Raw genomic sequence first — 12,168 nt, 5'->3', positions numbered from 1 at the left:
GTCAACCTACGTTCGCAAGCCTCCTTACTTTGAAGGTATGCCTGCACAGCCAACTCCGGTAAAGGACATTGCAGGTGCACGCGTCCTCGCAATCCTCGGTGACTCTGTGACTACAGACCACATCTCACCTGCAGGAAACATCAAGGCCGATTCACCAGCAGGTAAGTACCTCGAAGCAAACGGGGTTGATCGTAAGGACTTTAACTCTTACGGATCTCGTCGTGGTAATCACGAAGTAATGATTCGCGGAACTTTTGCCAATATTCGTTTGAAGAATTTGCTCCTTGATGGCGTTGAGGGTGGATTCACTCGCAACTTCCTCAACAACGGCGAGCAATCAACTATCTACGATGCATCTGTTGCTTATCAAGCAGCATCAACTCCACTCGTGATTCTTGCAGGTAAGGAGTACGGCTCAGGTTCATCGCGCGACTGGGCTGCGAAGGGAACAGCGCTGCTCGGAGTCCGTGCAGTGATTGCAGAGAGTTTCGAACGTATTCACCGTTCTAACCTCATCGGTATGGGCGTACTTCCATTGCAATTTGTTAACGGTCAGAGCGCCCAGTCTCTCGGCCTAACTGGCGAAGAGACCTTTACGATCTCAGGCATCACTGCCCTCAATGAAGGTGGAATTCCTAAGGAGGTACAGGTTTCTGCAGGGGATAGGACCTTTGCTGCGAAGGTGCGAATCGATACGCCGGGCGAAGCTGATTACTACCGCCACGGCGGCATCATGCAGTTCGTGTTACGTTCTCTTCGCGGGTGACTTAGACTCATCGCTATGCTCGAATCACTCAAAGGTCCGCAAGACCTCAAAGCGCTCAGCCCTGCCCAACTTGCAGAGCTCAGTGCAGAGATTCGTGCCTTCTTGGTGGAGAAAGTGTCGCGTACCGGTGGCCACCTTGGCCCCAATCTTGGAGTCGTAGAGCTCACGCTCTCAATCCACCGCACCTTTGACTCCCCGAAGGATCTTGTTCTCTTCGATACTGGCCACCAGTCATATGTTCATAAGATTGTGACTGGTCGCGCAGATAAATTCGATGGTCTGCGTCAGCGGGGTGGCATTGCCGGGTATCCCAACCGGCGCGAATCCGAACACGATGTTATTGAGAATTCACATGCATCCACTGCGCTCTCTTGGGGCGATGGAATCTCTCGTGGCTTTGCACTGACAGGCCAAAAAGATCGCCATGTAGTTGTCGTTGTCGGAGATGGTGCGCTCACAGGTGGAATGTCATGGGAGGCGCTCAACAACATTGCAACTGCAGAAAATCGCAATCTGGTAATTGTTGTTAACGATAATGAGCGTTCTTACTCTCCAACCATCGGTGGACTTGCACAGCATCTTTCTACTCTTCGAATGACCCAAGGTTATGAGCGCTTCCTGGATTGGGGCAAGGAGGTTCTTCAAAAGACTCCTGTTGTAGGGGCGCCGATTTTTGAAACTCTTCACGGGATGAAGAAGGGCATCAAAGACATCGTGGCACCGCAGGGCATGTTTGAAGATCTCGGTCTTAAATACATCGGACCCATTGATGGACATGACATTGCTGCGATGGATCGCGCACTCGAGCAGGCGAAAGAATTCGGCGAGCCAGTATTGGTGCACGTCATCACTGAAAAAGGGCGGGGCTATAGCCCGGCAATTGCCGATGAAGCCGAGAAATTCCACGCAGTGGGCATTGTCGATCCTGAGACAGGTTTACCTATTAACGCGAGTAAAACTTCTTGGACAGACGTCTTTGCAGATGAACTGGTAACTCTCGGTGAGAAACGTCAAGATATTGTCGCAATTACTGCAGCGATGCTAGGCCCTACTGGCCTCGATAAGTTCCAAAGAGCTTTCCCAGAACGCACAATCGATGTGGGCATAGCAGAGCAACATGCAGTAACAAGTGCAGCAGGTATGGCATATGCAGGCCTGCATCCAGTGGTTGCGGTCTATTCGACATTCCTCAATCGTGCATTTGATCAATTGCTTCTCGATGTTGCGCTTCACGGAGCAGGTGTCACCTTTATTCTTGATCGAGCAGGTGTGACAGGAGACGACGGACCTTCTCACCATGGCATTTGGGATATGGCTCTTACTGGAATCGTTCCTACCTTGGCGGTTGCAGCTCCTCGTGATGGCGCACGACTCCGCCAGGCACTTGCTGAAGCGCTTGAGATTAACGATCGTCCAACCCTCCTGCGTTATCCGAAGGGCGCAGTACAGGCAGATATTCCTGCCTTTGAAAGTCGCGATGGAGTTGATGTTCTCTATCGTGGCGAGAGCGCAGATGTTCTTCTCGTCAGTGTCGGCGCAATGGCACCGCTTGCAGTTGAAGCAGCATCGCAGGCATATCGTGAAGGTGTTGGCGTCACCGTGATTGACCCACGTTGGGTCAAGCCACTTCCTGCATCACTCATCACCATGGCGCAGCGCTACAAGAGCGTAGTTGTCATTGAAGACGGAATCCGCCACGGTGGAATCGCCTCATCGCTATCCGAGATGTTCCGTGATGCGCGACTTGAAATAGCAATTCATAGCATCGGCGTTCCATTGGAGTTTATCGAACACTCCAAGCGTGGTGAGATTCTAGAAGATCTAGGAATCACTGCTCAGAAGATTGCGCGGGACATTGTAGAGTGGAGCTCTACTTCAGTACCGATGCAATTCCCGGAGCATGAAAACGCTGACCGGCCGCAGACTCGCTAATTCCTTCACGATCTAAGAACGGCAAGATCCCACCAAGGTGCATCGGCCATCCAGCGCCTAGCAGCATACAGAGATCAATTTCTGCAGGTGTAGAGACAACACCTTCGTCGAGCATCATGCGTGCCTCTTGAGCCAGAGCTGTCAGCGCACGTTCGCGTACTTGATCTGCTGTAGATGGAGTTGATCCCTTATGGATTAAGGCAACTGCTGCAGGGTTGGGACCCCAAGAGCCATCTTCGTTCTTAATATAGAAAGTCTTCACGCCTTCCTTGACCATCGCCTGCATAGTAGGGGAGATGCGATAACGAGGGCCGAGGTTCTCATGAAGAGTCTCAGCGACGTGTAGAGCAACTCCTGGACCTACAAGACCCAATAGCTCGAATGGACTCATTGGGAAACCGATGGAGCGCATTGCATTATCTGCAACGGCTGGATCGGTTCCTTCATCAACAGCATCGGTGATCTCGCCCATAAAGCGAGTCAGAAGTCGATTCACGACGAAGCCAGGCGCATCTTTGCAGATAATCATCGTCTTCTTCAGATTCTTACCGACCTCAACCGCAGTCGCAGTAGTTGCATCATCGGTCTTTGACGTGCGTGCAACTTCCAGCAGCGGCATGATTGCCACAGGATTAAAGAAGTGGAAGCCCACAACGCGCTCTGGGTTCTTCAATCCTTCACTCATACGTTCAACGGAGAGGGATGAAGTATTCGTCGCCAGGACGCACTCAGGAGAGACAATTGCTTCAAGAGATTTGAAGAGTTCTTGCTTCAAAGATAACTCTTCAAAGATTGCTTCAATAACGAAGTCACATCCTGCATAGACGGATTTGTCTGCAGAACCCGTGACAAGTGTTGCAAGGCGTTGTGCGCTCTCAGCGCTCATGCGCTTCTTTTCAACCAACTTAGCCAGCTCTGAGTGCACCCAAGCAACGCCCTTGTCGGCGCGAGCTTGATCAATATCTGTCATCACAACTGGACACTTGAGGTTGCGGACTAGGAGAAGTGCTAGCTGTGATGCCATTAATCCCGCACCCACAACACCGACCTTGCTGACCTTGCGAGCGAGGTTGGCTTTAGGGGCACCTTCAACTTTCTTGCGCTTTTTCTGAATCATATTGAATGCATAGAGTGAGGCTCGAAGCGGATCTGACATGACGAGATCCGCAAGAACCTGATCCTCGGCATCAAAACCTTGGCCATTGGTGCAGGTTTGAGATGCTGCGATGAGCTCGAGTGCTTTGCGAGGGGATGCGATATCTGCACCGCCAAATTTCTTGAGCGCCGCTGCCTTTCCTGTTGCAAGCGCTGCTTCCCATGCTGGATCGTTGCTGTAATCCTTGCGCTCAATCTTGGTTGCACCAGAAAGTATGGATGCTGCAAATCCACATGACTTTTCTAGGAAATCAGCTGGTTCAAATACTGCATCAACAACGCCAAGTGCCAATGCGTCTTTCGCCTTCATCATGGTGTTGTTATTGAGAGCATTGAGAATAATTACTTGAACAGCCTTCTCTGGACCAATCAACTTCGGTAGCAGAGTTGCACCACCCCATCCCGGGACGAGCCCAAGGAAAACTTCAGGCAGTGCGGTAAAGGCAGTCTTGCTGAGAGTGCGGTACTTGGAGTGGAGTCCAATCTCAAGTCCTCCACCAAGAGCCAAGCCATTGATAAAAGAGAAGGTTGGAATATCTATTTCGCCTAGGCGACGGAAGACGTCGTGTCCGAGCTTTCCGATAGCGAGGGCTTGTTCGCGCTCTGTCAGAAATGACATGGCAGAGAGATCGGCACCTGCAGCGAAGATAAATGGCTTTCCTGTGACTGCAATAGCTGCAGGCTTATGAGAGAGGGCTTCAGTGATTGCCGCATCGAGTGATGCAACTGATTGAGGCCCTAATGTGTTGGGGCGGGTGTGGTCGAGTCCGTTATCAAGAGTAATGAGCGCAAGAATTCCCTTAAAGCCAAAGGGAGTCAGATCAACATCGCGAACCTTTGCAACGGTGATGACTTCTTCGGGAGCGCCTTCTGGAAGTACGAGAGCTGTAGCCATTTATTTATTTCCTCCTGTGAAGTGCGGGTTCTCCCAAATTACGGTTCCACCCATGCCAAGTCCGATACACATGGTTGTGATTCCATATTGAATTTCTGGATGAGCTTCAAATGTACGAGCCAAATTGATCATCAAACGGACACCAGATGATGCAAGTGGGTGACCTACTGCAATTGCGCCGCCAAAAGGATTGACGCGAGGATCATCATCACTGATTCCAAAATGCTCAAGGAAGGCAATGACTTGTACTGCAAAAGCTTCATTAATCTCAAATGCGCCAATATCGGTGATCTTCAAACCTGCCTTGGCAAGCGCCTTCTCTGTTGAGGGAACAGGTCCATAGCCCATCACTTCAGGCTCAACGCCTGCAAATGCAAAAGTCACCATCTTCGCTTTGATAGGAAGGCCAAGTTCTTTTGCCTTATCTTCACTAGCGATGAGTGCAATTGTTGCACCGTCATTGATACCAGATGCGTTACCAGCGGTGACACGTCCACCTGGGCGGAATGGAGTTTTTAAACCTGCAAGTCCTTCCATCGTTGTTGTTGGACGTGGACCCTCATCAGCGGAGACGATTGTCCAGCCAAGCTCTTCAGATCGTGCAGCTGTTGGAATGAGATCGCGCTGAATCAAGCCTTCTTCATATGCCTTTGCAGTTTTCATCTGCGAGTTAAATGCATAGCGATCTGCGCGCTCCTTTGTAATCGATGGATATCGATCATGGAGTCGTTCTGCAGTTGCACCCATTGACATTGCATCTGGATCAACAATTTTCTCGGCAAGATAGCGGGGATTGGGATCCATGAGTTCGCCCATCGGATGATTACCCATATGCTCAACACCACCTGCGAGAGCGAGATCAATTGCGCCCATAGCAATTTGTCCGGCAACTGTTGTTGTTGCGGTGAGTGCACCCGCACACCAACGATCGATGGAGTAACCAGGAACTGTGTTAGGCAAACCTGCAAGCAGTGATGCGCTACGACCGATATTCATTCCTTGATCACCCGTCTGCGTTGCAGCTGCAATTGCCACATCATCAATCTGATCAAGAGGCAGAGAAGGATTGCGCTCAATGAGACCGCGCATGGCACGAATCAGCAAGTCATCGGCTCGAGTATTCACAAATGCACCACCGGATTTACCGAAAGGCGTACGAACGGCATCGACGAGAACAACGGTGCGTGACATCAGGGGCTCCTTCAACGAGTTGAGGCTTTTAGGTTACTCGTCGGTAGCCCAAATGGCTACGAGGAAGGCGAACTTTTATTCGGGCGCTTCAGCGCTCTCTTCCGGCTCCGGAAGCTCCATCGGCTCATCTTGCTCAAGGGCGTGCATCAGAATGGGCGCAGCAACCTCAATCTGCCATTCACGAGCGCCCATCTGCCGCAGCAACTCTGGCACTTCGATAGGCGCTGGGAGGCGCCAGCAGATCTGTCGCAAAAACTCGGGAGTGAGGAGATTTTCAACGGGGAGTTCGAGCTCGGAAGCCTTCACTCCCATTTCAAAGCGAGCATGTGAAAGCGGGATGTACTTCTCTGGAAAACGATCGCGCCAAATCTTGATGGGTGGAAGCACATCGCTCTTGCTCCGTGATTGAGGACATTCCTCTTCCGGGAGAGCGAGAGCTGAAGCGATAGCGTTGAGCCATCGGGGAGTATTTTCAAACCAACGAGCACGAAGGCCGATTGGCCGCAGCACCTTTTCTAGTTCGCGCTTGGTCGTAATTGGTGAAGCATCACTCGCCAAGGCAATGGTGGAGATAGCCAAGTCGGAGAGCACTCTGCCGGGAGCGATATCCAGGTGAGCGGCGAGATCATCTCGCGCCTCCCATAGCAACTTCACAACCGCTAGCTGTGAGCGCTTCTTCACCTTATGCATGCCGGAAGTGCGTCGCCATGGATCGATACGTTTTGGCGCAGGAGGAGCAGTCAAGATTGCTGCGAACTCTTGACGAGCCCACTCGAGCTTCTTCTTCTCTATTAACAGCTTCTCAATCTCATCACGAAGTTCGATGAGAAGTTCGACATCGAGCGCGGCGTAATTGAGCCAATCTTCAGGAAGGGGTCGCACCGACCAATCCTGTGCGGAATGCTCCTTTGCCAATCCAATATCAAGAAGTGATTCAACAAGCGCACCAAGACCTACCCGAGGTAGACCAATTAAGCGACCTGCTAGTTCGGTATCAAAGAGGATTGAGGGATTGAGTCCAAGTTCACGAAGACATGGAAGATCCTGCGTGCTTGCGTGAAGAATTACCTCTTCGCCTTGCCAGAGTTGATTAAGCTTTTCAAAGTATGGGCTAGCAACGCCAAATGGAATTGGATCAATAAGGTGCAACCCGCCATCAGCACGCTTTATTTGAATGAGGTATGCGCGCGAGCTATATCGGTAACCCGATGCACGTTCTGCATCAACTGCAAACGGACCGTTTCCTGCAGCTAGCTGAGAGAGCATCTCTTCAAATTGTTCTGGGGTAGAGACAAGTTCAGGAAGCCCCAGATATGGCGCGGTGAGAAGTTCAGCCACGGCGACGAGCAGAACTAATAGGAGCTACGCCTTCCGCCAATGGAGGCAGACCTGCAACTTCACTGATGAAGTTGCACCATGCTTGCACATGAGGAACGAGTTCTTCGGGAGCAGTTAAAATCGGTGACCAGGATGCACGAATCTCAATTTCAGATTCGTCGTGGCGCGAAGAGAGTTTTCCAAAAGATGCGCTTGAAACTCGTGTAACAGTTCCAGAGGGTGCACTGTAGAGAGCATCTGCCTCTTGCAGGCTATCAAGTAGCCAATTCCAGCCGACCTCAGGTAGCAATGGATCTGCTTGCATATCCGAATCAACTGTGGCGCGCATAAATGTCACGCAGCGGTATTCGCCTTCCCACGTATCTTGTCCGCCTGGCTCGTGCAAAATGACGAAGCGACCAGATGCAAGTTCATCTTCTTGTTCACCGAATAATCCGTTGCTCACATCGGCTGTAAATGCGAAGGAATACTGTGCGAGTTTCTGTGGAGCTGGAACTTCTTCAAGCTCAATCTCTGCACGAGGGGTGAATTCTCGAATGATCGAAATCATGGATTCGAAAGAGAAAGGAGAGCGGGAATTCACTGGTCAATTCTAAAGATGAATGGCTCCATTTACTGGGAGGTCAGCGGTGAAGATTCGATAAGGTGCGCCTATGGCCACCCTCCTTGCTCTTCTCTCCAGTCTCTTGTGGGGTAGTGCTGATTATCACGCTGGAAATCTGAGTAAGAGATTGCCGAGCATGGCGGTTCTGGGAATCAACCAAGCTTTCGGATTGCTCTGTGGGATTGTGCTTATTTTGATCTCGGGTGGATGGATTTCTCCATCGATGAGTTCACAGGGTTACCTTGTTAATGGAGCGCTTGCGGGGTTATCTGGTTATGCGGGGTTGCTCTGCCTGTATGCAGGACTTTCATCTGGCCGCATGGGAGTTGTCTCTCCCATCAGTTCGCTCAGCGTTTTGATTCCACTGTTCTTTGCATTTGTGATTGACGGTGACCGACTCTCTACACCCGTCACTATGGGGGTCATAGCGGCAATCATCGGAGGGTTTCTTGCAAGTGGACCAGAGATTTCGCAAGGCCTTCCAGTTCGACCCGTCCTTCTTGCACTCGGGGCAGCGTGTGGTTTCGGTGCGGCGCTGACATTTATGGCTGTCGGCTCGCAGGAGAGTTCATTGATGACGATGACAACGATGAGAGCGACGACTTTTGTAGTCAGTGCTTCATACTTTGTGAAGTCGAGGGGCTTTGGGGGAGTTGCAAGAAAGGATTTACCGTTGCTTGCAGCCATTGGCGTAGCTGACTTTTCGGCCAATCTACTTCTTGGCGTTGCAACAACGAAGGGTCTTGTATCCATCGCAATGGTTCTCGGCTCTCTCTATCCGATTGCTACTGCGGTACTTGCTTATATCTTCTTGCATGAGCGATTACATAAATTGCAGTACATCGGAATTGTTCTAGCTGTCACTGGAGTTGCCGTTATATCTGCATTGCAGTAACCGCGTTCCAGCAACGTCTTCATCGGAGATGATGGTGAAGTTACGAAGTAGTTGATCCCGTGCGATGAAGTGGCCATCACCATTAATGGGCGAAATAGTGAGCTCTAAAAGGTCGATTGCTCCGACCTCAATCATGGCAAGGAGCAATTGACCGCCAGCTTCCACGACGATATCTCCTTCAATCCGTTGATCAATCCTGCGGGTCATTTCCGCGAGATTTCTTTCAACGCTGACCTGTTGCATCAGTGGATGAGGAAAATGAAGAGCCTCCAATGTCCGAGTAAAGACAAATATCGGTTGAGAAGTTCTCTCATAGCTTTCAATCTCTGCGCTCTGCTTGCCGATGATGAAGGCGCCGGCGCTACGATGTCGAGCTAAAAAACGAACACGATCGGCCGGTGTTGATAGGGGTGATGACTTTCCGTCAAGCGTGGAGGCTCCATTTGCTCCCAGGAGAAATGAAGCGATGACGGTCATTTGGGAAGAATAAACCCGCCTTGGGCGAGATTCACACCATATTTTCAGCGTGAATCGACAATTTGAGTTGAGATTGGCAGATTTACTTGGCTAGCCTTCCCTAATGAGAATTCGCCAGCTGGCTCTACGCGCCTGCGCCGTGGCTATAGCCGCCACAATTTCTTGGTTGATTCCTCCTGCAGCGCAGGCCGCTCCGACTCTGGCTCAGATTCAAGCTCAGGTCAACGACCTTCAGGATCAAGCGACAGCTGCAGCTGAAGGAGCACAAGAGGCGAAGGTGAAGCTAGCGACCTTGCAACGCAGCCTCAATGGAATTCAAGCTCAAGCTGCAATTCAAGGAAAGAATGTCGACTCGATCTCGCGCAACCTCGGCGTTATCGCGGTCAATCAATATAAATCCGGATCATTGAGTCAAAGTCTAGAGCTTCTCTTTTCCAGCGATCCCACTCTCTATCTCAGCTCTGCTGGTTCCCTCGAATCGATCACACGTCAGAAATCAATTCAGCTCAAGAAGTACCAATCAGCGACCCAGAAGCTGAATGCAACATCCATGACGGTTGCAGATCGTCTGGCGCAGGTAAAGGTGTTGCAGAAGAAGCTTGCGCAACAGAGCGCCGTGGCGCAGGAGAAGTTGAAGAAGGCAGAAGCTATCCTTGCAAAGCTGAAGAAGGAAGATCGAGATCGTCTAGCAAAACTTGCCCAACAGCAAGAGGATGCCGACCAGGCAAGCTCACTTGCCCAGGCTAAATCACTAGGCGGAATTTCTGGGCGCGCTGGACTTGCCATTAAATTTGCCTTCAAGCAGATTGGCGATCGATACGTCTTCGGTGCAGATGGAATGACTTACTGGGATTGCTCAGGTCTGACGATGCGCGCCTATCAAAGCGCAGGAGTAAATCTTCCACATTCATCTGCTGCCCAATCTCGTATGGGAAAGTCGATTCCATTTAATCAGAAGAAGCCAGGAGACCTTCTCTTCTTTGGTCGACCGGTATCTCATGTAGGTATTTATATCGGCGGCGGAAAGATGGTGCATGCACCTCGCTCTGGCTCTCGCGTAAAGATTGCTGATGCATCGGCGCTTGGATCCAAGAGATTGGTAGCGGTACGTCGTTTCTAATGGCAGCCCAGGAAAAGATTCTCTGTATTACAAATGACTTTGGACCTCGTGCTGGGGGAATTGAAACTTTCGTCATTGGACTCATTGAGCGTATGCCTCGCGATACCGTCATTGTCTACACATCAGCACAGGGCGATACAAGCGCTTATGATGCCAAGTGGCTTCATGATTGTGGCGTTGAAGTCATTAGAGACAAGTCAAAGATTCTCCTTCCTACGCCTCGAGTAGGTCGCACGGTACGCGCACTCGTGCAAGAGCGCGGAATTTCAAAGGCTTTTTTTGGAGCAGCAGCGCCGCTCGGGTTACTCGCGAAGGGCCTTCGACGTGCAGGAGTTTCAAAAATTGTGGCGCTTACTCACGGTCATGAAGTCTGGTGGGCAAAGGTTTTCCCATTTACAATCGCTATTCGCAATATCGGTAAGCATGTCGATACCTTGACCTATCTAGGAAATTTCACACGTAGCGCAATTTCACGTTCCCTCTCCACGAAGGCACAAGAATCAATGGTGCGTATTGCGCCAGGAATAGACACCTCACACTTCGCCCCAGTCGATTCAGCGCAGCAACTCAAAGATCAGCTAGATCTTGCCGGAAAAAGAGTCATCGTAAGCGTCGGCAGATTGGTTCATCGCAAAGGTCAAGATACTTTGGTGGAGGCTTTACCTGAGATTGTTGCAGCATTTCCAGATGCACACCTTCTCTTTGTCGGAGTTGGGCCACATCTTGAGTACATTCACAAACGGGCGATCCAGCTCAATGTACTTCAACACATCTCCTTTGTAGGTCGAGTGCAGTACAGCGAACTTCCTCGCTTTATCTCTGTCGGTGAAATTTTCGCTATGCCAAGTCGTTCACGTTTAGCTGGTCTTGAAGTTGAAGGGCTAGGAATTGTTTACCTTGAAGCAAGCGCCTGTGAGCTTCCTGTCATTGGGGGATTGTCAGGTGGTGCACCAGATGCGGTTCTGGAAGGTGAGACTGGCTTCGCTGTTGATGGACTTAACCCGTCTGTAGTCGCTGCCGGTGTTATTCGTCTTCTAGAAAATCCAGATTTAGCGAAAGCAATGGGAAAGCGCGGACGACAATGGATTATTGATGAGTGGGAGTGGCGCCATTGGTCAGAGCGCTTTAATTCGCTCTTCTAATTATTCTGTAGTACCGCTATTGCTTCGACCCGGTTGCGCACATCTAACTTTCTGTAAATTGATGTGAGATGACTTTTAACTGTTGCCTCTGAGTTATGTCTCTTCATCGCGATTTCACGAGTTGTCGCTCCGGTAGCTATATCCATCAGGATTTCACGTTCTCGGATGGAGAGGAGATGGATTCTAGATTCGATCACACTCTTGCCTTTGGTGCTTGGTGAGAGTTTCTGTAAGAGGGTTTCAACTTCTTCAAACATGTAAGCACCAGGCATATCTCGGTGAAAAATCTCATCAAAGCCTAACTGCCTTGCCGCCTCGCTGGTGGCCCACCTGTTCTCGTGTGAAATGAGTATCGCAATTGTTCGAGGCGAAGAACGCTTAATTGTGGGAGCGAGTATTAAACCATCGCCGTCTTCCAGGGCACTCTCGACAAATATGCAATCAAATTTCTCGGTCCGAAGAGTCGCCAGAGTACTGCGAAGAGAAGTGAGATGACGCTGCAACTGCGCACCGTGGTGAATCAGCAAGCTCTCCAAATCAGCAGGGATACATTTCTTGTGACCTACAACCAAGAAGCGAGTGCGCTTATATCGATCTGTCGCCACTGAAGCAGACCTCCCTTAAGGGTTTGGGAGATACTCCTATAGCTACAC

Annotated in this window: 10 protein-coding genes and 1 pseudogene; 5 read left to right on the top strand and 6 right to left on the bottom strand. The window is 50.5% G+C overall.

Annotation, left to right across the window (positions count from 1 at the left end):
- Together acnA and dxs are read left to right on the top strand one after the other, a co-directional pair.
- Nucleotides 1-766: pseudogene (gene acnA, locus ACKOVI_RS00365) on the top strand (aconitate hydratase); the annotation flags it as partial.
- A 15-nt stretch (nt 767-781) separates the two neighbouring features.
- A complete protein-coding gene (gene dxs / locus ACKOVI_RS00360; protein WP_509601699.1) occupies nt 782-2,698 on the top strand; it encodes a 1-deoxy-D-xylulose-5-phosphate synthase in 1,917 nt (638 codons plus the stop codon).
- On the opposite strand, the gene ACKOVI_RS00355 is transcribed toward dxs, so the two are convergent.
- The 4 genes from ACKOVI_RS00355 to ACKOVI_RS00340 all read right to left on the bottom strand — a co-directional run bounded on the left by ACKOVI_RS00355 (nt 2,637) and on the right by ACKOVI_RS00340 (nt 7,860).
- Nucleotides 2,637-4,748 (bottom strand): 3-hydroxyacyl-CoA dehydrogenase NAD-binding domain-containing protein, encoded by a 2,112-nt coding sequence (locus ACKOVI_RS00355; protein ID WP_509601697.1) that lies wholly within the window; start codon nt 4,746-4,748, stop codon nt 2,637-2,639. The two genes, dxs and ACKOVI_RS00355, sit on opposite strands and share 62 nt — an antisense overlap.
- The gene (locus ACKOVI_RS00350) at nt 4,749-5,939 is read right to left on the bottom strand and encodes a thiolase family protein (RefSeq protein WP_509601694.1); all 1,191 of its coding nucleotides are present in this window, start codon (nt 5,937-5,939) and stop codon (nt 4,749-4,751) included.
- 75 nt (nt 5,940-6,014) lie between these two features.
- A complete protein-coding gene (locus ACKOVI_RS00345) occupies nt 6,015-7,277 on the bottom strand; it encodes an HRDC domain-containing protein (protein WP_509601691.1) in 1,263 nt (420 codons plus the stop codon).
- On the bottom strand, nt 7,270-7,860 hold the full coding sequence (locus ACKOVI_RS00340) for a DUF3000 domain-containing protein (RefSeq protein ID WP_509601689.1): 591 nt from the start codon (nt 7,858-7,860) through the stop codon (nt 7,270-7,272). Before ACKOVI_RS00340 ends, ACKOVI_RS00345 begins: the two co-directional genes overlap by 8 nt.
- Before the next feature lie 70 nt (nt 7,861-7,930).
- On the opposite strand from ACKOVI_RS00340, the gene ACKOVI_RS00335 reads away from it, so the two are divergent.
- Nucleotides 7,931-8,776 carry an EamA family transporter gene (locus ACKOVI_RS00335; protein ID WP_509601687.1) on the top strand — a complete coding sequence of 282 codons (846 nt, stop codon included), beginning with the start codon at nt 7,931-7,933 and terminating at the stop codon, nt 8,774-8,776.
- Here ACKOVI_RS00335 and ACKOVI_RS00330 read toward each other — a convergent pair.
- Nucleotides 8,735-9,253: a dihydrofolate reductase family protein gene (locus ACKOVI_RS00330; protein WP_509601685.1), complete on the bottom strand. Its 519-nt coding sequence runs from the start codon at nt 9,251-9,253 to the stop codon at nt 8,735-8,737. The genes ACKOVI_RS00335 and ACKOVI_RS00330 overlap by 42 nt on opposite strands.
- Nucleotides 9,254-9,356: 103 nt before the next feature.
- On the opposite strand from ACKOVI_RS00330, the gene ACKOVI_RS00325 reads away from it, so the two are divergent.
- Together ACKOVI_RS00325 and ACKOVI_RS00320 are read left to right on the top strand one after the other, a co-directional pair.
- Nucleotides 9,357-10,373, top strand: a complete 1,017-nt coding sequence (locus ACKOVI_RS00325) for a C40 family peptidase (RefSeq protein ID WP_509601683.1) — start codon at nt 9,357-9,359, stop codon at nt 10,371-10,373.
- A complete protein-coding gene (locus ACKOVI_RS00320) occupies nt 10,373-11,515 on the top strand; it encodes a glycosyltransferase family 4 protein (protein WP_509601681.1) in 1,143 nt (380 codons plus the stop codon). The genes ACKOVI_RS00325 and ACKOVI_RS00320 overlap by 1 nt, the downstream gene beginning before the upstream one ends.
- Here ACKOVI_RS00320 and ACKOVI_RS00315 read toward each other — a convergent pair.
- Nucleotides 11,512-12,120 (bottom strand): helix-turn-helix transcriptional regulator, encoded by a 609-nt coding sequence (locus tag ACKOVI_RS00315; protein ID WP_509601679.1) that lies wholly within the window; start codon nt 12,118-12,120, stop codon nt 11,512-11,514. The two genes, ACKOVI_RS00320 and ACKOVI_RS00315, sit on opposite strands and share 4 nt — an antisense overlap.
- Between the last annotated feature and the right edge of the window lie 48 nt (nt 12,121-12,168).

Source organism: Candidatus Planktophila sp., from assembly GCF_046070465.1.
GTDB lineage: Bacteria > Actinomycetota > Actinomycetes > Nanopelagicales > Nanopelagicaceae > Planktophila.
This window is presented reverse-complemented; position numbering and strand designations above follow the sequence as displayed.